The sequence below is a fragment of the Pseudomonas persica genome (assembly GCF_900291015.1).
In the GTDB taxonomy this organism is placed as follows: Bacteria; Pseudomonadota; Gammaproteobacteria; order Pseudomonadales; family Pseudomonadaceae; genus Aquipseudomonas.
Genome location: NZ_OLKL01000014.1, coordinates 12,151 through 34,429, shown reverse-complemented (window position 1 = coordinate 34,429; position 22,279 = coordinate 12,151). Strand labels below are relative to the sequence as shown.

The 22,279-nt window shown below is 64.1% G+C and carries 23 protein-coding genes and 1 pseudogene; 10 read left to right on the top strand and 14 right to left on the bottom strand.

Annotation, left to right across the window (positions count from 1 at the left end; genetic code table 11):
• The first annotated feature begins 171 nt into the window (after positions 1–171).
• Positions 172–1,119, top strand: a complete 948-nt coding sequence (locus FQ664_RS06870) for a LysR family transcriptional regulator (protein ID WP_015271759.1) — start codon at positions 172–174, stop codon at positions 1,117–1,119.
• A 179-nt stretch (positions 1,120–1,298) separates the two neighbouring features.
• Positions 1,299–2,273, top strand: a complete 975-nt coding sequence (locus tag FQ664_RS06865; RefSeq protein ID WP_144171079.1) for a 2-hydroxyacid dehydrogenase — start codon at positions 1,299–1,301, stop codon at positions 2,271–2,273.
• Between the two features lie 133 nt (positions 2,274–2,406).
• Here the strand turns inward: FQ664_RS06865 and FQ664_RS06860 are convergent, their stop codons facing one another.
• Positions 2,407–3,309, bottom strand: a complete 903-nt coding sequence (locus tag FQ664_RS06860; RefSeq protein WP_144171078.1) for a DMT family transporter — start codon at positions 3,307–3,309, stop codon at positions 2,407–2,409.
• 264 nt (positions 3,310–3,573) lie between these two features.
• Between FQ664_RS06860 and FQ664_RS06855 the strand changes: the two genes are divergently transcribed.
• Positions 3,574–4,449, top strand: coding sequence for a helix-turn-helix domain-containing protein (locus tag FQ664_RS06855; protein WP_144171077.1), 876 nt, complete (start codon positions 3,574–3,576; stop codon positions 4,447–4,449).
• Between the two features lie 90 nt (positions 4,450–4,539).
• Here FQ664_RS06855 and FQ664_RS06850 read toward each other — a convergent pair whose 3' ends face one another.
• The 6 genes from FQ664_RS06850 to FQ664_RS06825 all read right to left on the bottom strand — a co-directional run bounded on the left by FQ664_RS06850 (position 4,540) and on the right by FQ664_RS06825 (position 10,938).
• Positions 4,540–6,930 carry a TonB-dependent siderophore receptor gene (locus tag FQ664_RS06850; protein WP_144171075.1) on the bottom strand — a complete coding sequence of 797 codons (2,391 nt, stop codon included), beginning with the start codon at positions 6,928–6,930 and terminating at the stop codon, positions 4,540–4,542.
• A 245-nt stretch (positions 6,931–7,175) separates the two neighbouring features.
• Positions 7,176–8,156, bottom strand: a complete 981-nt coding sequence (locus FQ664_RS06845; protein ID WP_144171073.1) for a FecR family protein — start codon at positions 8,154–8,156, stop codon at positions 7,176–7,178.
• Positions 8,153–8,710 carry an RNA polymerase sigma factor gene (locus FQ664_RS06840; protein ID WP_178090957.1) on the bottom strand — a complete coding sequence of 186 codons (558 nt, stop codon included), beginning with the start codon at positions 8,708–8,710 and terminating at the stop codon, positions 8,153–8,155. Before FQ664_RS06840 ends, FQ664_RS06845 begins: the two co-directional genes overlap by 4 nt.
• Before the next feature lie 22 nt (positions 8,711–8,732).
• Positions 8,733–9,059 (bottom strand): DUF3325 domain-containing protein, encoded by a 327-nt coding sequence (locus FQ664_RS06835; RefSeq protein WP_144171069.1) that lies wholly within the window; start codon positions 9,057–9,059, stop codon positions 8,733–8,735.
• Entirely contained in the window at positions 9,059–10,636 is a 1,578-nt protein-coding gene (locus tag FQ664_RS06830) for a PepSY-associated TM helix domain-containing protein (RefSeq protein ID WP_144171068.1), read from the bottom strand. The genes FQ664_RS06835 and FQ664_RS06830 overlap by 1 nt, the downstream gene beginning before the upstream one ends.
• Positions 10,633–10,938: a DUF3649 domain-containing protein gene (locus tag FQ664_RS06825; protein ID WP_144171066.1), complete on the bottom strand. Its 306-nt coding sequence runs from the start codon at positions 10,936–10,938 to the stop codon at positions 10,633–10,635. The genes FQ664_RS06830 and FQ664_RS06825 overlap by 4 nt, the downstream gene beginning before the upstream one ends.
• A 232-nt stretch (positions 10,939–11,170) precedes the next feature.
• Here FQ664_RS06825 and FQ664_RS06820 point away from each other — a divergent pair, with 232 nt between their 5' ends.
• Positions 11,171–11,518 carry an HPF/RaiA family ribosome-associated protein gene (locus FQ664_RS06820; protein WP_144171064.1) on the top strand — a complete coding sequence of 116 codons (348 nt, stop codon included), beginning with the start codon at positions 11,171–11,173 and terminating at the stop codon, positions 11,516–11,518.
• 121 nt (positions 11,519–11,639) lie between these two features.
• Positions 11,640–11,930: a DUF3509 domain-containing protein gene (locus FQ664_RS06815; RefSeq protein ID WP_144171062.1), complete on the top strand. Its 291-nt coding sequence runs from the start codon at positions 11,640–11,642 to the stop codon at positions 11,928–11,930.
• A gap of 3 nt (positions 11,931–11,933) precedes the next feature.
• Here FQ664_RS06815 and FQ664_RS06810 read toward each other — a convergent pair whose 3' ends face one another.
• A complete protein-coding gene (locus FQ664_RS06810; RefSeq protein WP_144171061.1) occupies positions 11,934–12,404 on the bottom strand; it encodes a phosphate-starvation-inducible protein PsiE in 471 nt (156 codons plus the stop codon).
• A 274-nt stretch (positions 12,405–12,678) separates the two neighbouring features.
• Here FQ664_RS06810 and FQ664_RS27735 point away from each other — a divergent pair, with 274 nt between their 5' ends.
• From FQ664_RS27735 to FQ664_RS06795, 3 genes and pseudogenes are all read left to right on the top strand, one after another.
• On the top strand, positions 12,679–12,924 hold the full coding sequence (locus FQ664_RS27735; RefSeq protein WP_144171059.1) for a hypothetical protein: 246 nt from the start codon (positions 12,679–12,681) through the stop codon (positions 12,922–12,924).
• Positions 12,925–13,080: 156 nt separating this feature from the next.
• Positions 13,081–13,248, top strand: a pseudogene (locus FQ664_RS06800) (DUF3077 domain-containing protein); the annotation flags it as partial.
• Positions 13,249–13,359: 111 nt separating this feature from the next.
• Entirely contained in the window at positions 13,360–13,623 is a 264-nt protein-coding gene (locus tag FQ664_RS06795; protein WP_144171057.1) for a YebG family protein, read from the top strand.
• 106 nt (positions 13,624–13,729) lie between these two features.
• On the opposite strand, the gene FQ664_RS06790 is transcribed toward FQ664_RS06795, so the two are convergent.
• Positions 13,730–14,749 carry a Leu/Phe/Val dehydrogenase gene (locus FQ664_RS06790; protein ID WP_144171055.1) on the bottom strand — a complete coding sequence of 340 codons (1,020 nt, stop codon included), beginning with the start codon at positions 14,747–14,749 and terminating at the stop codon, positions 13,730–13,732.
• A 124-nt stretch (positions 14,750–14,873) separates the two neighbouring features.
• On the opposite strand from FQ664_RS06790, the gene FQ664_RS06785 reads away from it, so the two are divergent.
• Positions 14,874–15,680 carry a SirB1 family protein gene (locus tag FQ664_RS06785; protein ID WP_144171053.1) on the top strand — a complete coding sequence of 269 codons (807 nt, stop codon included), beginning with the start codon at positions 14,874–14,876 and terminating at the stop codon, positions 15,678–15,680.
• Here the strand turns inward: FQ664_RS06785 and maiA are convergent.
• The 3 genes from maiA to hmgA are packed head-to-tail and all read right to left on the bottom strand — an operon-like array spanning position 15,674 to position 18,916.
• Complete coding sequence (maiA, locus tag FQ664_RS06780) at positions 15,674–16,306, bottom strand: maleylacetoacetate isomerase (RefSeq protein ID WP_144171051.1); 633 nt, start codon at positions 16,304–16,306, stop codon at positions 15,674–15,676. The genes FQ664_RS06785 and maiA overlap by 7 nt on opposite strands.
• 12 nt (positions 16,307–16,318) lie before the next feature.
• Positions 16,319–17,611 (bottom strand): fumarylacetoacetase, encoded by a 1,293-nt coding sequence (gene fahA, locus FQ664_RS06775; RefSeq protein ID WP_144171049.1) that lies wholly within the window; start codon positions 17,609–17,611, stop codon positions 16,319–16,321.
• Positions 17,612–17,614: 3 nt separating this feature from the next.
• Positions 17,615–18,916: a homogentisate 1,2-dioxygenase gene (gene hmgA / locus FQ664_RS06770; protein ID WP_144171047.1), complete on the bottom strand. Its 1,302-nt coding sequence runs from the start codon at positions 18,914–18,916 to the stop codon at positions 17,615–17,617.
• 174 nt (positions 18,917–19,090) lie between these two features.
• On the opposite strand from hmgA, the gene FQ664_RS06765 reads away from it, so the two are divergent.
• On the top strand, positions 19,091–19,873 hold the full coding sequence (locus tag FQ664_RS06765; protein WP_144171045.1) for an IclR family transcriptional regulator: 783 nt from the start codon (positions 19,091–19,093) through the stop codon (positions 19,871–19,873).
• 351 nt (positions 19,874–20,224) lie between these two features.
• On the opposite strand, the gene FQ664_RS06755 is transcribed toward FQ664_RS06765, so the two are convergent.
• Positions 20,225–21,139, bottom strand: coding sequence for an SDR family oxidoreductase (locus FQ664_RS06755; protein ID WP_144171043.1), 915 nt, complete (start codon positions 21,137–21,139; stop codon positions 20,225–20,227).
• Positions 21,140–21,307: 168 nt separating this feature from the next.
• On the bottom strand, positions 21,308–22,213 hold the full coding sequence (locus FQ664_RS06750) for an alpha/beta fold hydrolase (RefSeq protein ID WP_144171041.1): 906 nt from the start codon (positions 22,211–22,213) through the stop codon (positions 21,308–21,310).
• Positions 22,214–22,279: the final 66 nt, after the last annotated feature.

Here is a 22,279-nt window from a genome sequence, read left to right as displayed (position 1 = left end):
GAGGTGAAGGGGCCGGGCAATTCTAGGGGGCGGCAGCACTGGCGATAAGCGTGGATTCCTGCGAATCTTTGTTACCAAAACGGCGATAATCCGCCTTTGGTCGAAGGCAACTTTTCATCTCTTTTACGTTACTTCGTGACACAATTTTGTCCTCTAAATCGAGAGTGACCCATGGACACCCTGCAAAACATGCGTGCTTTCAGTTGCGTAGCTCAACTCGGCAGCTTTACTGCCGCCGCCGGGCAACTGGATACGACCACCGCGAACGTGTCGCGCGCGGTCTCCAACCTGGAAGCCCATCTGCAAACAAGGCTGCTCAACCGTACTACCCGCCGCATTGCGCTGACCGAAGCCGGCAAGCGCTACCTGATGCGTTGCGAACAGATTCTTACCTATGTCGAAGAAGCCGAGGCCGAGGCCAGCGACGCCCATGCCCGCCCGGCCGGGATGTTGAAGGTGCACTCGATGACCGGGGTCGGCCAGCACTTCGTGGTCGACGCCATCGCCCGCTACCGCGAATCGCACCCGGACGTTACCTTCGACCTGACCATGGCCAACCGCGTGCCCGACCTGCTCGACGAGGGCTATGACGTGTCCATCGTGCTGGCCACCGAACTGCCCGACTCGGGGTTCGTGTCCCAGCGCCTGGGCATCACCTACAGCATCGTCTGCGCCTCGCCCGCCTACATCGCCCGCCACGGCGTGGCGCACAAGCCTGCCGACCTGCTCAAGCACGCCTGCCTGCGCATGGTCAGCCCGGTGATCCCGCTGGAAAAGTGGCTGTTCGACGGGCCGGAAGGCCAGGAAATGGTCAACATCACCAGCTCGCCGTTCATGGTGAATACTGCCGATGCCATGAAGACTGCGATCCGCAGCGGCATGGGTGTGGGCGTGCTGCCGATCTATTCGGCCATCGACGGCCTGCGCGACGGCAGCCTGGTGCGGGTACTGCCCGAGTATCGGCTGCAGGAGCTGAACCTGTACGCCATCTACCCGTCGCGGCAGTACCTGGATGCCAAGATCAAGACCTGGGTCGAGTACCTGCGCAACTCGCTGCCGGAAATTCTTGCAGCCCATGAGGCGGACCTGAAAACCCATCAGGTGATGATCGCCAACTAAAAAGCTGCTGCATTGCGGGGGCGGACAATGGTAGGTTGCTAACCATTGCCGGCTTCTTCGCGGGTAAACCCGCTCCCACAGGTACACCACCGCCCTCCAGGCCTGTGCAATACCTGTGGGAGCGGGTTCACCCGCGAAGAACCCCCCACCGCCCCAACGCCTTGCAGAGAAGTAGCCCGATGAAAAAGACCGTCCTGGCCTTCAGCCGTATCACCCCGGCCATGGCCGAACGCCTGCAGCAAGACTTCAACGTGATCGTGCCGAACCCCAAGCTCGGTGATATCAATGCCCAGTTCAACGAAGCCCTGCCCGAGGCCCATGGCCTGATCGGCGTTGGCCGCAAGCTCGGCCGGGCGCAACTCGAAGGGGCGGCCAGGCTCGAAGTGGTATCCAGCGTGTCGGTTGGCTACGACAACTACGACCTGGACTACTTCAACGAACGCAGCATCGCCTTGACCAACACCCCCGACGTGCTGACCGAAAGCACCGCCGACCTGGGCTTCTCGCTGATCATGGGCTGCGCCCGCCGCACCGCCGAGCTGGACGCGTGGACCAAGGCCGGCAACTGGCAGGCCACCGTGGGCCCGGCCCACTTCGGCAGCGATGTGCATGGCAAGACGTTGGGCATCGTCGGCATGGGCAACATCGGTGCCGCCATTGCCCGTCGCGGCCGGTTCGGTTTCAACATGCCGGTCATCTATTCCGGCAATAGCCGCAAGACCGCGCTGGAGCAAGAGCTGGGGGCGCAGTTCCGCAGCCTGGAGCAACTGCTGGCTGAAGCCGATTTCGTCTGCATCGTGGTGCCGTTGTCCGATGCCACCCGCAAGCTGATCGGTGCGCGTGAGTTGCAACTGATGAAGCCAAGCGCGTTCCTGATCAACATCGCCCGCGGGCCGGTGGTGGATGAAGCTGCGCTGATCGAAGCACTGCAGAACGGCACCATTCGTGGTGCGGGCCTGGACGTGTACGAGAAAGAGCCGCTGAGCGATTCGCCGCTGTTCAAGCTGCCCAATGCGCTGACCTTGCCGCACGTTGGCTCGGCCACTGCCGAAACCCGCGAGGCCATGGCCAACCGGGCAATCGACAACCTGCGCGCAGCGCTGCTGGGTGAGCGACCGCAGGACCTGGTCAATCCGCAGGTGTGGAAGGGCTGATAGCCCTCTACTGCCTGCACCGGCCCTATCGCCGGCAAGCCAGCTCCCACAGGTAACCCACCGGCCTGAGCCTTGTGCAGTACTTGTGGGAGCTGGCTTGCCGGCGATAGGGCCAGTGCAGGCAACCCATTACCTATTTGGCCACCACAACACCCTCAGCCACCCGGGCCTTGGGCTTGCGAAACACCAGCACGTTCCCCGCCATCACCGCTACCAACCCCGACAAGGCCGGTGCGGTCCACTGATAGCCCTCGGCCACCGCCGAAACATTCAACGCCACCAACGGGAACAGCACCGTGCAGTAAGCTGCCCGCTCCGGCCCCATGCGCCCGACCAGGGTCAGGTAGGCGGTAAAGGCGATCACCGAGCCCGGCACCACCAAGTACAGCAACGAGCCGATATACCGCACGTTCCACTCCATGCTGAACGGCACGCCGCTGACCACGCAGAACAGCGCCAACATCGCTGCCCCGTAGACCATGCCCCAGGCATTGGTGGTCATGGGCTTGAGCCCGGCCTTCTGCTGCATGCTCGACAGCATGTTGCCGGCCGAGAAGCACAGCGTACCGAGCAGGGCCAGGCCGAGGCCGTACAGGGTTTCGCGGCTGGCCGCCTGGTGCGATAGCTCCGGCCAGAACAGCAGGCCCAGGCCAAGTAGCCCCAGGGCGCCGCCGCCAAGCACATTGCTGGCGATCTTCTGGCCGAAGAAGATCCGCGCGTTGAGCGCATTCCACAGGGTGGCGGTGGAGAACACCACGGCGATCAGGCCGCTGGCGAGCCACTGGCTGGCGCTGAGGAAGCAGATGAAGTTGACACAGAACAGGCACAGGCCCTGGGCCAGGCAGATCTGGTGGCCGCGTTTGTTCATCGGCTGCAGGCGACGGGTGAGCAGCAGCAAGGCGAACAGGATCAGCCCGGCCAGGGCAAAGCGGTAGACGATCGAGACCGGAATGGCGACCACGCCCAACTGGAGTTTCAGGGCGATCCAAGTGGTGCCCCAGATCAGGACGGTGAGCAGGTAGAGTGACAGGTTCATGGCGGCGGTTCCTTGGGCCTTTCAGGATCGGTGCCCGGCGCTTCGCGGCTAAAGCCGCTCCCACAGGGAGTGCGCCGCTCTCAAGGCTGGCGCAGTCCCTGTGGGAGCGGGTTCACCCGCGAATCGAGGGCGCAGCCCTCGCCGAGGCAGGTCAGTGTTCTCCTGCCGGGCCACCACGCGCTTGCACAAACTTGCGCATTTGTCTTGCGGGTAGCTGTAAGCCCGCCCAAGGCGCAGTAGGATGGCTGGCAAGAGGAACCGCCCATGACCCCACTCACTCAGCTGCAAGTGTTCAACGCCCTGCATGCCTCGCCACACGCCCGGCTGGAGCTGAGCGCGCACCTGGGCGACGGGCTGGCGGCGGCGTTGTGGAGCAACCGCGACGATGCCCGCGACTATCAGGCACCGAGTCATCACACCCTGTCGTGCTACATCGCCGACGGCACCGGTACCTTCCGCCGCCAGCGCCCGGGCGACAAAGGGGCGCCCGACAAGCTGTGCGTGATGCCGGCCGGGCAGGAATCGAACTGGGTGGTCAATGGCGCGATCCGCCTGGCACACCTGTATGTCAGCGAGGCGCAGTTCGCCCTGGGCTGCGTGCGCCTGCTCGACCGGGAACCACGTGAGCTGCAACTGCAGGAAGCGACCTTTCTTGATGACCGGCAACAGGCCACGCGCTTTCGCCAGCTGATAACCCTGAACTGGGACGAACCTGGCGAACGCTTGCTAGCCAGCAGCCTTGCGCACGAGATCGTCGACCATGCGCTGCTCAGCCAGGTCGGACTGCGCCAGGGCCTGCGCCTGAAAGGCGGGCTGGCACCGAACCTGCGCCGGCAACTGGTCGACTACATCGAGGCGCACCTGGACCAGCCGATTACCCTGGGCGAACTGGCGTTGCGCGGCAACCTGTCCGAATACCACTTTGCGCGCATGTTCCGCGCCAGCTTCGGGCTGCCGCCGCACCAGTATCTACTGGCCCGGCGGCTGCACCGGGCCTGCCAGCTGTTACGGTTGGGGGTGATGCCGTTGGGGGAGATCGCCCTGGTGTGCGGGTTTGCCAGTGCCAGCCATTTCAGCAACCGGTTCCGCCAGGCGGTCGGTGCAACGCCTGGCGAGTACCGTTCGGCCATTCGCGGCTAAAGCCGCTCCCACAGGGGCAGCGCCACCCTCAAGGGCAGTGCAGTATCTGTGGGAGCGGCTTTAGCCGCGAAGAGGCCGGTACAGGCTGGCCTAGAACTCGAAGGTACTGGACAAGCTCACCTGCCGCGCATCGCCAATCGCCACGAAGTACTGGTTCACCGCCGAGCTGTAATACACCTTGTCGAACAGGTTCTTCACGTTCAGTTGCAACAGTACCTTGTGCTCGTCGAGCCGAGTCTCGTAGCTGGCAAAGGCATCGGCCACGGTATAGGACGGCAGCTCAAAGCTGTTGGTCGGGTTGCCAGCCCGCTCGCCCACGTACCGCGCCCCTGCGCCAATACGCAGGCGATCGCCGCCAAACAGGCTGCCATAGTCATACACCGCCGACAGCGAGCCACTGTGCCGGGCCACGTTCTGCAGGCGGTTGCCTTTCAGGTCTGGGTCCTTGGTCACCTTGGCATCGGTGAAGGCATAGCTGCCAATCAGGCTCCAACGGTCGCTGATCTGGCCAGTCAGGTCCAGTTCGACACCCCGCGAGTTGACCTCCCCGGCATTGCTGTAGACCGTCTCGCGGAGGATGGTGTCATAGTTGGAAACCAGCACGTTGCGCTTGGTGATGTCGAACAGCGCCAAGGTGCCGGTCAGGCGGCCTGGCATGTCGAGCTTCGCACCCAGCTCCCACGACTTGCCTTCCTCCGGGGCCACCGACGAATCCAGTACCACACCGCCACTCAGCGGTGCGATGCTGGAGTTGGGCTTGAACGACTCACTGTAGCTGCCATAGAACGACAGTTGGTCATCGACCTTGTAGACGATACCGGCATGCGGTACCCAGGCTTGGCCACTGGTATCGGTGTTAGCCTTGAACGGGCGGCCACGGCCGGCGTACTGGTCGTATTGCTGGAAGCGCGCACCGGCTACCAGGATCCAGTGATCGTCCAGGTGCAGCGCATCCTGCACGAACAGCGCGTCGGTACGCAGCTTGTCGGTCTGGTCACTGTCACTGGCCTTTACCGTGGTGCCCTCCACTTCCTGGCCGTAGACCGGGTTCACATAGCTGAAGGTGGATTGCGGCGCCTGTCGGATCAGGTCGCCACGGAAGATCTTGCGGTCCTCATGATCGACGCCGAACAGCAGGTCGTGCTGCATGCCTGCCAACTGCACATTGCCGGCCAGGCTCAGGGTCGCGAACTGGTCACGGCTCATGGCGTTGTGGGTGCCGTCGATGCTGCGCGCCAGCGTGCCGCTTTTCTCATTTACGCCAGTCACCCGCACCTGGCTGGCATCATAGGTTTCGCGGTTGAAGCTGTAGCCGAAGTGCAGCTTCCAGGCATCGGCCAGCTGGTGGTCGACTTCCAGACGGTACAGGTCGGAACGCCCCTCCATGTCGTTGAACGGCTCGTCCAGGCGCCGCGTGGCCGGGATGTCCAGCGGGTGGCCGTTGTTGCCGAACGCCGTGCCACGGTCGAAGGGATAGAGAAATTCGCGGTGCTCGTAGGCCAGTACCACTTGGGTGTCGTCGCCCAGCCAGGCCAGCGACGGCGCCACCAGCGATTCGCGGTGCACGCCGTAGTTGCGCCAGTAGTCCTCGTCCTCGTGGTCGACGATCAGGCGATAGGCGAAATTGCTGTCGCCCAGCGCGCCAGTGCTGTCGAAGCCGCCGCCGCTGCCGTTCTTGCCGCTGCCGTAGGTGGACCCGCGCACGGTCAGGGCGTTGTACTGCTCAAGCTGCGGCCGCTTGCTGACCACGTTGATCACCCCGCCCGGGTCCTGGATGCCGTACAGCAGCGAGGCCGGGCCCTTGAGCACTTCGACCCGCTCGGTGCTGGCGTTGAGGTTGCGGCCCTGCACGACCGGCATGCCATCGCGCATGATCGAGCCGTCGCGGTTGTCGCCGAAGCCGCGCTTCATCACCGTGTCGGAGGTGCCGCCGAAGTTGTTGCCCTGGGTGATGCCGCTGACATTGGCCAGGGCGTCGTCGAGGTTACGCGGGGCCTGGTCACGGATGACCTGGGCCGGTACCACGTTGATCGCCTGGGGGATGTCCTGGCTCGGGCCCTGCCCGCGCATGATCGAGGCGGTAGCCGGGGGCTGGTAGCTGTAGTCGTCCAGTTGCGAGGTCACGGTGGTGGCCTGCAGGTTGAGGGCGCCGGAGGTGTCCACCGCCTCGAGGGTAAGGGTACGTGCATCGACGCGGCGCCAGGCCAGCCCGGTAGTGCCCAGCAGCTGTTGCAGGGCCTGCTCGGCGCTGAACCTGCCATTCAGCGCCGGCGCCTGCACACCGGGCAGTTCCAGGGTGTAGACCACGCTCTGGCCGGTGGTGCGGCTGAAGGCGTTGAGTGCCTGGGCCAGGGGTTGCGCCGGCTGGGCGAAGACGTACGCCTGCTGTTGCTCGGCGGCGCAGGCCAAGGGGGCGACAGCGAGGGCCGGCAGCGCGCAAAGGCCTAGCCAGAGGGGGACGCAACGCGGGGTGAACTTCATGGACGCTGACCTGAGAGAGAGATATGACTGCGAATGAATCGCACTTCCACTCATTACACGGATGCCACGTCCTGTTACCTCACCCGCTATCTAAAATATTTTCCTGTGCCGGCCTCTTCGCGGGTGAACCCGCTCCCACAGGGATTTCCACAGGCCTTGAGCACAGTGTGATACCTGTGCCTTCAGATCTTTAAGCAATGAGCACGTGGGAGCGGGTTTACCCGCGAAGGGGCCGGTGCAGGCGCCTACCGAATGAGGGTAAACCGCCCCAGCACCGTCTGCCGCGAAAAGCCCATCACCTTGCCCAGCGAATCCAGCGCCAGCAACGGCTCGGCCGCCGGGAAACTGCCACTGACCTTGCGCTGCCCCAACTCATCATCGAGCAACAGGATGCGCCCCGGGTAATAGCGCCCCAGGTCCTCGACCACCTGCGCCAGCGGCACCTGGTAGTAATTCAGCCAGCCTTGGCGCCAGGCCAAGCGGTTGTCGCTGTCCACCGCCAGGGTGTCGCCGACTCGACCGGCAGCGTAGGCCGCCTGCTGGTTGGCCGTCAGTTCACGCGGCAAGGCGCCCTGTGCCGGGCTCACCGCCACCCGCCCACCGCGCACCGTGACCTGGGCCCCGTCGCCTTGCTCGCGCACCTCGAACTGGGTACCGAGCACCCGTACCTCGCCACCACCTGCTTCGACCAGGAACGGCTCGCCGGTATGCGAGACCTGAAAGAACGCCGCGCCATGGAGTAGCCGCACACGACGCTCGCCGTGGGCGAAATCGACCGCAATTGCACTGGCCGCATCAAGTGTCACCTGCGACTGGTCGGCCAAGGTCACCTGGCGAACGTGCCTGGCACTGCTGTAGTCCGATCGCAAGTCCTGCAACCAGTAACCCGGATGCCAACCACCAGCAACGCCGACGGCCAGCACCATGCAGGCCGCCATTGCCAGTGCTGCTCCCCGCCACCACGCGCTACGGGCCGGTGGCCTGGCCATGGCATCAAGGTAGCGTTGCAGGGTTTGCTGTTCTTCGCTGGCCAGCCGCGCCGCCGGAGCGGCGCTGTTCTGCCACAACGCCTGGGCCTGTTCGTAGGCCGCACGGTGCGCGGGGTCGCTCAGCAGCCAGCGCTTGAACGCAGCCCCCTCGGCCTGCGCGGGCTGCTCGTTGATACGGCTGAGCCATTGCAGCGCGGCCCGGGACTGCGCCTCGGTGATCGGCGATAAACAGCTCATCGGCGGGCACTCCCTGGCCGGCGTGGGGTGGACGCGGGCTCGGCAACACTCGCCTTGCACGCTTCGAGGGCGCGCATCATATGCTTTTCCACAGCACTCTGGGAAAGTTGCATGGCCTTGGCGATCTCGCCGTACTTGCAGCCGTGGATGCGGTTGAGCAGGAAGATCTGCCGGGTACGTTCAGGCAAGGCGCGCAAGGCAGCTTCGATGCGCCGCAAGTCGTGGTCGACCTCCACGGCCTGCTCCGGGGCCTGGGCCATGGCCACTTCATCCACCGACAGCACAGCTTCGGCCACGCGTTCACGGCTGCCTTCGCTGCGCAGGTAGTCGATGGCCAGGTTGCCGGCGCAACGCAGCAGGTAGGTGTCCAGCGCCTCGACCTTGACCTCAGGGCGGCGCCAGAAGCGCAGGAACAGCTCCTGGACCAGGTCCGATGCCGTGGCCCGGCAGCCGACCCGGCGGCTCACCAGCGCCTCCATGCGTGCCCGCTGGGCCTGGAACACCTGGACGAAGCGCGCACGCCCGCCGCCGCTTTCGGCATCCGCCTCGGTCATGTCGCCCGGCTCGCTCACCGGGTCACTCGGCGAACACGGCCAGCAACGGCCCCAGCACCACGCTGACGGTGGCAAGCCCCAGCAGCAGGCGGGGCTGATATGGCAGGCCGAACACCCACAGGGTCACCCCGGCCATCAGCACTGCGGTCCACTCCACCAGGCCATGGGCCCCGCCGCGCAGGTGCACGCTGAGCACCAGCGACAGCACCAGCAGCAGCCAGCCGGCACTGCGCAACAGGCGCAACTGCCCCGGACGCGGCTTGCGCCCGAGCAGCTCGACGAAGTGTTTCTCCTTGGCCAGGCACAAGGCAACGGAGCCTGCGAAGGCGATCAGTGCACTACCCAGCATCAACTTGCCTCCACCGTTTCAGTGCTCGTTTTTTTTGCCGCACGAGGGGTGCGCTTGGCCACCGGCTTCGGGCTGCGCAACATTTTGCCGGCCAACCAGGCCAGGAACAGGCCGCTGCCCAGCGCGGTCAGGTCGAAGCCGGCCATGGCCCAGTCACCCACCGGCAGCGAATGGTTCAGGCCCTGGCTGGTGGTCAGGCCATTGAGCAGCGGTAGCAAGGCGAAGGCCAGCGCACCCAGCGCCAGTTGCTCGCCCCAGGCCCGGCGCCCGCTGCGCAGCACGGCATGCGCCAGCGACAGGCCCCAGGTGATGAAGAAGGCATTGACCTCCCAGTCGGCCCGGCCCTCGACGCCCATGGGGATCAGGCGGTTGGCCCAGAAGAAGCCCGCCACGGCCAGCAGCAGGCCGCTCATGCTGGCGATATTGAGCACTTCGACCAGGCGCAGTTCGCCCGGCAGGCGTTCGCTGTTGGCATGCTTGAGCTGGCGCTTGCCCAGCCACATCACCAACCCGGTACCGATTACCGCAGTACCGGCCACGCCAAAGAAGAAGTACAGCCAGCGCAGCCAGGGCCCGGCGAAGTTGCCCATGTGCAGGCCGGCAAAGCTGAAGGCGGTCACCATCGCCGCGCTCTCCGGCTTGCCTTGGCTCAGCAGCGCACCACTGGCGCCATCGAAGGTCCAGTTGGCACTGCGCCGATAGGCCACATGGTCGGCCGCGGACTGGGTGAAGGTGACGCGGGCATTGCTGTCGCCGGCATTGTCCACCTGGATACGGCCGATACGCGCGCCCGGTTGCAGGTCCTGCACCTTGGCGTACAGGCTCGGCAACGGTACCAGCGGCGCGGCCACATGGGCCGCCTTGGGCGCAGCGTTACGGCCGAACAGGTCGTTGAAGTACTTGCCGGTGTCATTGCCGTAGCTGGCCATGATGCCGGCCGGCATCACCAGGTACATGAACAGCACCAGGCTGCTGTAGCTGATCATCAGGTGGAACGGCAGCACCAGCACGCCGATGGCGTTGTGCCCGTCCAGCCAGGAGCGCTGGCCCTTGCCAGGGCGGAAGGTGAAGAACTCCTTGAAGATCTTCTTGTGGGTGATGATGCCGGTGACCAGGCCCAGCAGCATGATGAAGGCACAGAACGTCGACAGCCAGCGGCCGAAGGGGTGAGGCATCTGCAGTTGGAAGTGGAAGCGGTAGAAGAATTCGCCACCGCGACTGTCGCGCGCCTCCACCGGCTGGCCGGTCTGGGTATCGAGGGTCTTGCTGGCGATGCCGCGTGGCCCGCCATCGGGGTCGCGATAGCCCACGCTCAAGGCGGCCTCGCGTGCGTTGGGCATACGGATCAGCCAGGTGCCGGAATGCCCGGCGTTGTCCTGCAGGTAACGCTGGGCCACCTCCAGGCTATGGGTTGGGTCCAGTGCATGGCTGCGCACTTCAGGCTGCGACCAGTGGGTGATTTCTTCCTTGAAGTACGACAGCGTGCCGGTGAGGAAGATGGCGAACAACAGCCAGCCGAAGATCAGGCCAGTCCAGGTGTGCAGCCAGGCCATGGCTTGGCGGAAGCCTTCTTTCATGGGGTTCTCATCCAGTAGGCCAACCCGCTGATCAGCGCCAACAACACGCTTGGCGCCAGCACACCCAGCCAGGCACGCAAAGCGCTGCGGCAGGCGAAGCACCAGATGAACGCCAGCAGGTAGAAGACGAATGACAACAGCAGGCCGGTGAGCGTGGCATCGACCTGCGCCAGTGGCGCTAACAGGGCAATACAGACGCTGGCCATGGACGCCAGCAGGTAGCCGCCCAGCAGCGCGGCCAGGCTGCGTGAAGTCACGGCCAGGCGATAGCTGAGCGAGAGGCCGGCGGTTTTGCGCGTCATGGCGAAGGTCCGGGCGTTTACGGGGCTGCAATAATAATGATTTCAATTCTCATAAGCAAAGGCCGAGCGATGCGCCGCCTGTCGCCTTGTATGCAACAAGAAATTTATTTTCCAAAAGGGCTTGAATTCGTCACGCCATTGCCTGACCTTAGAGTCAAGAGACGCAGAAATACCAAGGGTCTCAAAGGCCTAGGCGCGTCTCCATGCGAGCAAGCTGAATAAGGATTGAATCATGCAAATCCAGGTCAACAGCAGCAACCATTTCGAAGGCAATGCCCGGCTCGACCAGTGGGTCCGCAGCACACTGCAGAACTCGCTGGAACGTTACGAGGACGACCTCACCCGCATCGAGGTTCACCTGCGCGACGAGAACGGCGCCAAGCCCGGACCGCATGACAAACGCTGCCAGATGGAGGCTCGCCCCAAAGGCCATCAACCGATTTCCGTGACCCACACGGCCACTTCGCTGGACCTGGCGGTCGATGGTGCCGCCGCCAAGCTCAACCATGCGCTGGAACACTTCTACGGCAAGCTGCGCAGCAAGCGCGGTGCCCTGGAACTGAGTGACCCGGACGCCTGATCGGCAATGCAAAACGCCCGGCCTGCTGCCGGGCGTTTTCGTTTGTATCGATCGATGGCGCTGAACCAACCGGTGATTTACCCGGTCAACTTCTGCATTCATTCAGCGCAGAAGCACGACCATGATCAACCCATTCGAACGAATCAGTGCTGCATTCGCCCCCGAATACCGGGTCAACCTGAGCATTGCAAACCTCGACGGCAGCATCATGCTGACCCTGTCCGACGACGCCGGCGTGGTCGCCAAGCGCCTGATCACCCAGGCCCAGCGCAATGACCCGGTGCGCCTGCAGCGGGTGATCGACAGCATCCGCCTGGGCCTGGCCATCGAACTCAGCCAGAACCCGCTGCAGGTGCTGGCCGCGCTGACCCGCGACGCCCGCCACGAGCCACGCCATTTCATCGCCAACTGAGGCTTACTTGCCCTCCTCCACTTCCTTGCCGTTGGCATCCAGCACTTTGGTCGAGGGGTAGCGGTACGAGGCGTAGCGCACCACCAGGATTGCGAACGCCAGTAACAGGATGCCACCGCACAGGTACAACAGCCCTACGTCCGGCGCCTTGTGGTGCGAGACGTCGCCGATCAGCAGGCGGGTCAGCGCAGTGATGGCCACATACAGCAGGAAGCGGATCGGCATGTGGTTGGTCTTGAAGTAGATACCGACCATCGCCCCCAGCTCCAGGTAGATGAACAGCAGCAGGATGTCATCGACACTGACCCCGCCCTTGCCGAGCATGTCCAGGAACGTCATCACCGCTGCATAGGCGGTGATCGCGCCAATGCCGAACAGCGCCAGGTAATGGAATGCCTCGACGCACAGGTTGCCCAGCGAGTCGGCCGAGCCGTGCAGGCCCTTGCGCAGCTTTTCTGCCCATTTGATGTTCACGATGTTCCATTCCCCGATACGTCTTGAAGGATGATGCGTCACCGGTGTGACGCTTGTGCCATGCAGTTAAAGGGCCAGGCCCCTGGCTTGGAAGGCGACCGATTGCCGCAAGGCACCTTGAGGCGTGGCAAGTTGCCAGAAACACGGCCCTGTGCTGGGAAAAATCAGATTTAACCCCTTCCTTGTAGGGCATTTCCCAAAGATACTCCCTGCCATTGTGGTGTTCGGGGATGAGCACTAGTCTCGGATCGTCGCTGCCAAACAGCGACCGGCTTTGACAGGCCGCCCTGAACTAACCACATGGCTTTGCCTTTCCACCCTTGAAGACACCCTGATCCAGGCTATGGACTATGCATTGTGCGCAGCCACCGTGGTGCATCAGGCCTTGTTGCTTCAGCCCAAGTCGTCAGCATCGATTTTGATGATGACTTCAATGCATGAGCTGGAGACGTTGCGGGCTTTGCTTGAGTCGGCACGGGTTCAGGTGCAGATGCCCGCTGAGCCTCGGACTTTGCACTGAGGTTTGAGTGTTGCGTTGCCTGGGCTGGCCTCTTCGCGGGTAAACCCGCTCCCACCGGATCTCCACGGGCCTTGAGGTAGATGCAGTACCTGTGGGAGCGGGTTCACCCGCGAAAGGGCCCGCCCAGGCAGTCGAGAATTTTCAGGGGATTCAAAAATGACCACAGAAGACACCCAATCCACCGTCGGCAAAACCACCTTCTTCCAAGGTGAAAACGGCACCCACCCACTCTTGCGCATCGAGCCAGGCATCCCTTGCCGGGACGCCCGCGAGCAGTCCTCAGAGCTGATGGGCTATGTACGCGAACTGACCATCACCGGCCTGAAGCAGTAAGCCCTTTGCGCCGCGCTACAATTTCTGCTTGCGAACCAATCAACATTGCCATTACTGTATATGGATACAGTAAAAACCCAGCAAAAGGCATAGAGGTGATGAATGGCCGTCGAAGTGGTGTACCGCAGCAGCCGCGACCCGGAGCGCTTGTTCATGGATAAGGCCGAAGCAGACCGTCACGACAAGATGCTCGAACTGGCCGAGCGCCTGGCCGAAGTACTGCACAAGGCAGTGCCCTCGCTGACCGAGCAGCAGGTCGAGGAAGCCGGTGTCTACATGGCCAAGAACCGCGATGTGTTCGCCCGGGCATTCAAGAACCAGCCGGATGCGTTGGCCGAGTTGCTCGAGGGTGGTGCTGCCGAGTGATATCGGCGCCACCTGCTTCGCGGGTATCGCACAGGTATTGAGGGCTGTGCCCTACCTGTGGGAGCGGGTTTACCCGCGAAGAGGCCAGCAAAGCCAGTATCAACCCTCAGCCATAGAGCAACCGCTCCGCCAGCATCTGCGCCACCCGCGCCGGCGAGCGCTTCTCGGCCTGCGCATGTCCAAACACTTCGGTCAGCCGTGAAGGTATTCGCGCCAGGTGCGCAGTGATGGTGCCCAGGTCTTCGCCACGATGGGTAAGCGCCACGTAGATCAACCCACCGGCATTGATCACGTAGTCAGGCGCATACAGTATCCCGCGCGACTCCAACTGGTCGGCTACCTGCAAGGTGGTCAGCTGGTTGTTCGCCGCACCCGCCACTGCCGCGCAACGCAACTGCATCACGCTCTGCCCGTTCAGCACCGGTCCCAGGCCGCAAGGGGCAAAGATATCGCAAGGAGTGCTGATCAACGCGTCGTTGGTCACCGGATGGGCATTGAACTGCTCCACTGCCAGTCGCACCCGCCCGGGGTCCAGATCGCTCACCAGCAGGTCCGCCCCCGCCGCATGCAGTTGCTCCGCCAGCGCATAACCGACATTGCCCAGCCCTTGCACTGCCACCCGCAGCCCTTGCAGGTCATCACTGCCAAGGCGGAACGAAGTAGTCGCACGAATGCCGGCAAAAACCCCCATCGCCGCATGGGGTGAGGGGTCACCCGAGGCGGTGGTGCTGGTCACATGCGGAGTGCTCTGGGCAATGCAGTCCATGTCCAGCGTTGAAGTGCCGCTGTCCACGGCGATGATGAAGCGCCCTTGCAAGGTATCGATGAAGCGGCCAAAGGCCTCGAACAGCGCGGCACGGTTTTCCACATGCGGGTTACGCATGATCACCGCCTTGCCACCACCCAGTGGCAGGCCGGCCAGCGCCGCTTTGTAGCTCATGCCCTGCGCCAGGCGAATGGCATCGGTCATGGCGCTTTCATCATCGGCATAAGGCAGGTAGCGACAACCGCCCATGGCCGGGCCCAACTGCTCGCTGTGAATCGCCACCACAGCTTTCAGGCCGGTGGGCGGGTCGGTGAACAGGTGCAATGACTGGGTGCGGGTGCTTTGCATCAGTGCGAACATCAACGGGCTCCCCAACGAGGTGCTCCTTCCAGTATAGGCGTGGCCCCAAGGCTGGCGCCGCCGCCGGACCACTGGACGAAACCATGCGCCGCGGCTAATACTCAAGCGTGTGTGGAGAAGTCCCATGAAGCCACGTCAAGCCTGCCTGGCCTGCCTGGAACGCGAGCCCGTCGCCCTGCTGGAAGCCGCATTATGGATTGCCGCCGAGCACGACCACAGCGTCGAGCCCGCAGCCAGCCTTGCCAAGCTGCATGACCTGCAGCGCGAGATCAGCGCCAACCTGCCGATGCTGCCGTTGTGCGAACTGGCCCAGCCACTGCTGCGCCAACTCAATGCCTTGGGCTTCCAGCAGGATGAATACCACCCGCTGCGCCCGCATGCCGCGATGATGGACAAGGTGCTGCAGCGCCGCCGTGGCCAACCGCTTACCTTGGCCATCCTCGCCCTGGAACTGGCCCGGCGCTTGTCCATCCCCCTTGAAGGCGTAGGCTTCCCCGGCCATTTCCTGCTGCGCGTGCCGGGTGCCGATCACCTGCTCGACCCCTGTGGTGGCCGGCGCCTGTACCCTAACGATTGCCGTGAGCTGCTGGCTCGCCAGTTCGGCCCGCAGGTGGCGCTGACGGCCGAGCACATGCGCAGCGCCAGCCCGCAGCAAATGCTGCAACGCCTGTCACGCAACCTGCGCCAGCTGCACATCAGCAACGACGACCACCTGGCGGCGCTGATCGATGCCGAGCGGGTCATGCAACTGGGCCCGGTGCAGGTCAGCGATTACGTGACCCGCGCCTCGCTCTACCAACGCCTGGATTGCCCGCAGGCCGAGCGCTTCGACCTGGAGCATGCGTTACTGCTGACGGAAGACCCAGTCCAGCGCCTGAAACTGTCCGAACGTATCGGCAAGCTTCCGGCGGCGAACCGTTCCATTCACTGAGCCGGGCTATCCGGCTGCTGTGCCGGGTGGGCCTGGGCGAACGCCGGGTGCCCGGCCGCCAGGGCGGCAACCCGCAGGATGCGCGGGAAGCTGCCGAGGTCGATGTTGAAGCGTTCGGCCGCGTACAACTGCGGGATCAGGTAGACATCCGCCAGACCGGGCTCATCACCGAAGCAGAAGCCGTGATCACCGATCAGTTGCTCCACTGCCGCCAGCCCTTGGCTGATCCAGTGCCCTATCCACTGGTTGACCTGGCTTTCGTCCTGGCCCGCCTGACGCAGGCGGTTGAGCACGCTGACGTTGTGCAGTGGGTGGATGTCGCAACCGATGATCGCCGCCACGCCCCGTACCTTGGCGCGCGCCTCGGCCGTGGCAGGCAGCAGCGCGGGCTGTGGATAAACCTCTTCCAGGTACTCAATGATCGCTGGCGACTGCACCAGCAGTTCACCGCCATCGGTGCGCAAGGCCGGCACCCGGCCCTGCGGGTTGACAGCGACATAGCCCGCACCGCGCTGCTCACCCTGCAACAGATTGACCGGCAGGGACTGGTAGGCCAGCCCCTTCAGTGCCAGGGCAATGCGCACCCGGTAGGACGAGGTGGAACGGTAATAGGTGTACAGCTCCATGCCCGTGCCTCCTCAGTTGGCTGGGATGACCGTGCCACGGCATTCGCCGAAGCCGATGCTGGCCACACCGTCACGCGCGCAGCGGGCACGCAGGATAATCTCGTCACCGTCTTCGAGGAACTTGCGCACCTCGCCGCTGGCCAGTTCCACCGGGTGCTTGCCGCCTTCGGTGATCTCCAGCAGGCTGCCGAACGACCCTGGCGTGGCGCCCGACAGCGTGCCGGAGCCGAACAGGTCGCCCGGTTGCAGCTGGCAGCCGTTGACGCTGTGGTGCGCGACCAACTGCGCCACGGTCCAGTACATGCTGCGGGTGTTGCTCAGTGTCAGGCGATGCGGGGCAAGGCCCTGCTCGCGCATGCGCTCGGTCAGCAGCAGCACCTCGAGCTCGATATCGAATGCACCGGCGGCCTGATCGCGCTTGTCCAGCAGGTACGATAGTGGCTGCGGGTCGCCTTCCGGGCGTGCCGGCTGGGCACAGCGGAACGGCTCCAGCGCTTCGGCGGTGACCACCCAGGGCGAGACGGTGGTGATGAAGCTCTTGGACAGGAACGGGCCCAGCGGCTGGTATTCCCAGGCCTGGATATCGCGCGCCGACCAGTCGTTGAGCAGGCACAGGCCGGCCACGTGCTCGGCGGCATCGCCAACCGGGATCGCCTGGCCCATGTCATTGCCCTGACCGATCCAGATGCCCAGCTCCAGTTCATAGTCCAGGCGTGCGCAAGGGCCGAAGCTTGGCTCGGTGTGCCCGGCCGGCAGGGTCTGGCCCTTGGGCCGGCGCACATCGGTGCCGGACGGGCGGATGGTCGAGGCGCGGCCGTGATAACCGATCGGCACATACTTGTAGTTGGGCAGCAGCGGGTTGTCGGGGCGGAACAGCTTGCCCACGTTCTTGGCGTGCTCGATGCCCACGTAGAAGTCGGTGTAGTCACCGATCCGCGCCGGAACATGCAGCTGGCAAGCGCTGGCTGGATACAGTGCGGCCTGCAGCGCCGCCTGGTGTTCGCTGTGCTCGCCCAGCAGCACCAACAGGCGCTCGCGCAGGGCAACGCGGGCTCCGCGGCCGAGGGCGAAGAATGCGTTCAAAGCCCCACCACGGGTGGCTTCGACGGCGGCCTTGGCGGCACCGTCGAACAAGCCGGCGGCCAGCACCGCCTCCAGGTCAAGGATCGCGTCGCCGATGGCCACGCCACAGCGCCTGGCTTCACCCGGCCGGCTGAAGATGCCCAACGGCAGGTTCTGCAGCGGGAAGTCGCTGTGCCCGTTGGCGTGCTCGACCCAGCTACGGGCAATGGCGGTCTGGTTCATGGGTTATCTCCGGTTCGGGTTGAAGGTGCTCGGCAAGGTGGCCCAGCAACTATCGTAGTCGGCCTGCAACTGCGGGCATTCAAGGGCTTGCAGGCTCGGGCGCAGCACCTGGCTGGTCTCGAACATGAAGGCCATGGTGTTGTCGATCTTGTGCGGCGCCAGGTCGGCGGCAATCGCCTTTTCGCAGGTTTCGGCGTCGGGGCCATGGGCGCTCATCACGCCGTGCAGCGAGGCACCGCCCGGCACGAAGCCCTCGGCCTTGGCGTCGTAGGCACCGTTGATCAGGCCCATGAACTCGTTCATCAGGTTGCGGTGGAACCATGGCGGACGGAAGGTGTTTTCGGCCACCATCCAGCGTGGCGGGAAGATCACGAAGTCCATGTTGGCCAGGCCGTGCACACTGGTCGGCGAGGTCAGCACAGTGAAGATCGATGGGTCCGGGTGGTCGAAGCTGACCGTGCCGATGGTGTTGAAGCGGCGCAGGTCATACTTGTACGGCACGTTGCTGCCGTGCCAGGCGACCACGTCCAGTGGCGAGTGCTGCAGTTCGCAGGCCCAGTGTTCGCCAAGGAACTTCTGCACCAGCTGCACCGGGCCATCGGCCTCTTCGTAGTGCGCCACCGGGGTGAGGAAGTCGCGCGGGTTGGCCAGGCCGTTGCTGCCGATCGGGCCAAGGTCCGGGATGCGCAGCGGCGCACCGTGGTTTTCGGCGATGTAGCCGCGGGCCTGGCCGTCGAGCAGTTCGACGCGGAACTTCATGCCACGCGGGATCACCGCGATCTCCAGCGGCTCGACTTCCATCACTCCTAGCTCGGTGGCGATACGCAGGCGGCCTTGTTCCGGCACCAGCAGCAGTTCACCGTCGGCGTTGAAGAACACCCGCTCCATGGAACGGTTGGCGCGGTAGATGTAGATGCTCACGCCGGCCGGTTTTTCCCCAGCGGCGTTGGCCACCATAGGCAGCCAGCCTTCGATGAAATCGGTCGGCTCGGCGGGGATCGGCTGGGGATTCCAGCGCAGGCGGTTGGGGGTGATGGCCCCCAACGGGCCGCTCAGCGGCTGGCGCGCCAGGCGCTCGAAACGCGGGTGCAAGGCAGACGGGCGAATACGGTACAGCCAGGTGCGGCGCAGCTCGCTGCGGGTCATGGTGAACGCCGTGCCCGAGAGCAATTCGGCATACAGCCCATAGGGCGCCTTCTGCGGCGAGTTCTGCCCGACCGGCAAGGCCCCTGGCAGCGCTTCGCTGGCAAACTCGTTGCCGAAGCCGCTGAGGTAGTGAAGGTCGGGTGACGTATCGCGATTCATCGATGCCTCCGGGCTCTGGCCGAGCCGTTGCTGGCAGCTGGCTGCTGGCCCGGAGCGGGGTGGCAGCGCTTCTGCATTGTTTTTATCGTAATCAAATTACGAATAACGTAATTTGCTACGGACAATGCGTCAAGCTATAAAGGCGCGACTCGAAGAATCCGGAAGAAGATGTCCATGGCCAAAGCCAGCTCCCCCGCCGACAACGGCAAGCAGAAAGTCCGCTCGGCGGAGGTCGGCACCGACATCCTCAAAGCCCTTGCCGAGCTCTCCCCGTCCACCTCCCTGTCACGCCTGGCGGAACATGTGCAGATGCCGGCGAGCAAGGTACACCGCTACCTGCAGGCATTGATCGCCAGCGGTTTTGCCGAGCAGGATGCGGCCACCAACCATTACGGCCTGGGCCGCGAGGCACTGCGGGTAGGACTGGCGGCGCTGGGCAGCATCGATGTGCTGAAGATTGCCGCACTGCCATTGTCGCAACTGCGCGATGAACTGAACGAGAGCTGCTTCGTTGCCGTATGGGGCAACCAGGGCGCGACAGTGGTCAGCATCGAGCCGGCAGTGCGTGCGGTCACCGTGGTAACGCAGATCGGCTCGGTACTGCCGCTGCTCACATCGTCCACCGGGCTGGTGTTCGCCGCCTACCTGCCCGAGCGCGAGACCGTGGAGTTGCGTGACCGGGAACTGGCCGCCCTGCAGCATAGCGCCGCTGACTACCAGGCGGTACTGGCGGGCATTCGTGAACGTGGCCTGCACCATGTGCACGGGCTGTTGATGCCGGGCGTGGATGCGCTGTCGGCCCCGGTGTTCAATGCCATGGGGCAGATCGTCGCAGTGATGACCGTGGTCGGGCCTACGTCGATCTTCCATGCCGACGAGCATGGCCCGGCGGCGCAACGGTTGCTGGCGGCAGCGCGGGAAACCAGCTGGCGCATGGGCTATTCGCCCGCTGGCTAAGCGCCTGCGACACTATTGCCCGATGCGTAAAGGTGAATGTCATAAGCGGCTATTTTTCCCACTGGATCAGGCGCTTATGCTTGACTCACTGGCCGGCCTGAAGGGCTCTCCCCCCCGCCCTTCAGGCCTGCGAGGTTCACCGACGTAGATTTTGAAGCTCCTTGATCTGACGTCTCGATTGGCCGCTGCGACTTGCAGCGGCCTTTTTTATTTGCCCTGAAAAATTCTTCGCCCGTGCTGGCCTCTTCGCGGGTAAACCCGCTCCCACAGGGATATCACTACCCCAGAGGCTTGTGGTGTACCTGTGGGAGCGGGTTTACCCGCGAAGAGGCCGGCACAGGCATACAAGTTTCAGCCCAGCGGATACTTCTGCAGGTTCGCCATCATCTGCTGCAACGCCTGCAAACTGTCCTGCGGGTGCACTGCCCCGTCGAAGTCGCCAATCCGTGCCCAGTTCTCCGCCACCTGCTCCGGAGTAAAGCCTTCGCGCGGATCGAAGCCTACCCCCAGGCTACGCGCCCAACGCACCTTGCCCACCCAGCCGCCGCCCACTTCGAACAACTCACCACTGCCCTGACACTGTTCGCTGCCCAGGTACACCACCAGCGGGCTGACCAGTTCAGGCTTGAGTCGCTCGAACACCTGGGGCGGGATCAGCCCTTCGGTCATGCGGGTGCCCCCCGTGGGGGCGATGGCGTTGACCAGGATGCCGTGCCTGCGCCCTTCGATCGCCAAGGTACGAGTCAGCCCATACAGGCCCAGCTTGGCCATGCCGTAGTTGGCCTGGCCGAAGTTGCCGTAGATGCCGGACGTGGACGCGGTGAAGATCACCCGCCCCCAGTTCTGCTCACGCAGGTGCGGCCAGGCCGCGCGGGTGACCTTGTAGGCCCCCTCGACATGCACCTGATACACCTGCTCCCAGTCGCTGTCGTCCATCTTGTGGAAGGTCTTGTCACGCAGGATGCCGGCGTTGTTCACCAGCACATCGACCCGGCCGAAGCTGTCCAGGGCCTGCTCGACAATACGCGCGCCGTGGCTGACCGAGTCATGGTTGGCAATGGCACTGCCACCAGCGGCGCGGATCTCCTCTACCACCCGGTCGGCGGCGGAGGCGCTGGCACCTTCACCGTGGGTGGAGCCGCCGAGGTCATTGACCACCACCCGGGCACCACGCGCAGCGAACAGCAGCGCATGGGCACGGCCCAGGCCGCCGCCGGCTCCGGTGACGATCACCACGCGATCTTGCAGACGGACAGGCTCGCTCATGCTCATGGCTCCAGGCAGTTTCAGGTCAGCCGAGTGTCCGCCGCCAGCGGCGGGTGGACAATCAAGCTCACGCCGGCTGAATGCCTGGCAATAACGCCGCACGATGGTTATGGGGCCGCTGTGCGGCCCATCGCCGGCAAGCCAGCTCCTACACCAACCGCACCGACCTCAGGACCACGCCACTTTCTGCGGAAGACAGCTCAGCGGTTGTTCACGAAAGGCCAGGTAATGGCGCAGCACCTGCACCGGTGCTTCGGTATGCGGGTAATGGCCGATGCCCTGCAACTGCACGGTGTCCGGTTTCGGCACCAGTTGCCGGTAGCGCTCCACCATGTGCGCGCCGGACAGCGGGTCGACCACGCCATTGATCAAGCGCAGCGGCACGCCTTCGTGCTGCATCGCACCAACCCAGCGGTCGCGGTGCAACCTGCGCTCCGGCATGTAACCTGCCAGCTTGTGCAGGATGCGGGTGCCACGGTTGGCGGCGATCAGGCTCCAGAAATCATCCAGCGCGCTTTCACTGGGGTGGGTGCAAGGGCCGTAGACCTGGGTCAAGTTGCGCACCAGGTCATCGCGCCCGAACGAGCGCCCTACCAGCCAGCCCAAGCGGCTGAGCAGCAGCTTCTGGATCAGCAGCATGCGGCAGCTTTCGGGGAACAGCCCGCTGTTGAGGAATACGCAGCTGGCAATGTTGACGCGCTGTTCATGATGTCGCGCCAGCAGTTCCTGGGCCACACTGCCACCGTAATCGTGGGCCAGCAGATGCACCGGCTGGTCAACCTTCAGCTCGGCAAGCAAAGCCTGCTGCAGGTCGGTCTGCTCCATCAGGCTGTAGACGTGATCGACCGGTTTGGCCGAATCGCCAAAGCCGAGCATGTCGCAGGCGATCACCCGGAAACGCTGGGTCAAGGGCCCCCACAGGTAGTGCCAATCCCAGCTGGCGGTGGGGAAACCGTGCAACAGAAGCAGGGGCTCTCCTTGCCCTGCGGTCCAGTAGCGGATGCTCTGGGCCCGGAAGGTGAAACTCTGTCCCCGGGTACGCCAGACGCACAATGGAATTTCAGCCATAGGCATCAGAACGGTCCCGGTGAAGAATTGTTGATGGAATAGAGCAAGGCTGCGGTCATTGCATGTCACCTC

Excerpts from the sequence above, each read along its gene's own strand:
- FQ664_RS06870 (WP_015271759.1), top strand. The coding sequence starts at position 172 with ATGGACACCCTGCAAAACATGCGTGCTTTCAGTTGCGTAGCTCAACTC.
- FQ664_RS06865 (WP_144171079.1), top strand. The coding sequence starts at position 1,299 with ATGAAAAAGACCGTCCTGGCCTTCAGCCGTATCACCCCGGCCATGGCC.
- FQ664_RS06860 (WP_144171078.1), bottom strand. The coding sequence starts at position 3,309 with ATGAACCTGTCACTCTACCTGCTCACCGTCCTGATCTGGGGCACCACT.
- FQ664_RS06855 (WP_144171077.1), top strand. The coding sequence starts at position 3,574 with ATGACCCCACTCACTCAGCTGCAAGTGTTCAACGCCCTGCATGCCTCG.
- FQ664_RS06850 (WP_144171075.1), bottom strand. The coding sequence starts at position 6,930 with ATGAAGTTCACCCCGCGTTGCGTCCCCCTCTGGCTAGGCCTTTGCGCG.
- FQ664_RS06845 (WP_144171073.1), bottom strand. The coding sequence starts at position 8,156 with ATGAGCTGTTTATCGCCGATCACCGAGGCGCAGTCCCGGGCCGCGCTG.
- FQ664_RS06840 (WP_178090957.1), bottom strand. The coding sequence starts at position 8,710 with ATGACCGAGGCGGATGCCGAAAGCGGCGGCGGGCGTGCGCGCTTCGTC.
- FQ664_RS06835 (WP_144171069.1), bottom strand. The coding sequence starts at position 9,059 with ATGCTGGGTAGTGCACTGATCGCCTTCGCAGGCTCCGTTGCCTTGTGC.
- FQ664_RS06830 (WP_144171068.1), bottom strand. The coding sequence starts at position 10,636 with ATGAAAGAAGGCTTCCGCCAAGCCATGGCCTGGCTGCACACCTGGACT.
- FQ664_RS06825 (WP_144171066.1), bottom strand. The coding sequence starts at position 10,938 with ATGACGCGCAAAACCGCCGGCCTCTCGCTCAGCTATCGCCTGGCCGTG.
- FQ664_RS06820 (WP_144171064.1), top strand. The coding sequence starts at position 11,171 with ATGCAAATCCAGGTCAACAGCAGCAACCATTTCGAAGGCAATGCCCGG.
- FQ664_RS06815 (WP_144171062.1), top strand. The coding sequence starts at position 11,640 with ATGATCAACCCATTCGAACGAATCAGTGCTGCATTCGCCCCCGAATAC.
- FQ664_RS06795 (WP_144171057.1), top strand. The coding sequence starts at position 13,360 with ATGGCCGTCGAAGTGGTGTACCGCAGCAGCCGCGACCCGGAGCGCTTG.
- FQ664_RS06790 (WP_144171055.1), bottom strand. The coding sequence starts at position 14,749 with ATGTTCGCACTGATGCAAAGCACCCGCACCCAGTCATTGCACCTGTTC.
- FQ664_RS06785 (WP_144171053.1), top strand. The coding sequence starts at position 14,874 with ATGAAGCCACGTCAAGCCTGCCTGGCCTGCCTGGAACGCGAGCCCGTC.
- maiA (WP_144171051.1), bottom strand. The coding sequence starts at position 16,306 with ATGGAGCTGTACACCTATTACCGTTCCACCTCGTCCTACCGGGTGCGC.
- fahA (WP_144171049.1), bottom strand. The coding sequence starts at position 17,611 with ATGAACCAGACCGCCATTGCCCGTAGCTGGGTCGAGCACGCCAACGGG.
- hmgA (WP_144171047.1), bottom strand. The coding sequence starts at position 18,916 with ATGAATCGCGATACGTCACCCGACCTTCACTACCTCAGCGGCTTCGGC.
- FQ664_RS06765 (WP_144171045.1), top strand. The coding sequence starts at position 19,091 with ATGGCCAAAGCCAGCTCCCCCGCCGACAACGGCAAGCAGAAAGTCCGC.
- FQ664_RS06755 (WP_144171043.1), bottom strand. The coding sequence starts at position 21,139 with ATGAGCGAGCCTGTCCGTCTGCAAGATCGCGTGGTGATCGTCACCGGA.
- FQ664_RS06750 (WP_144171041.1), bottom strand. The coding sequence starts at position 22,213 with ATGCCTATGGCTGAAATTCCATTGTGCGTCTGGCGTACCCGGGGACAG.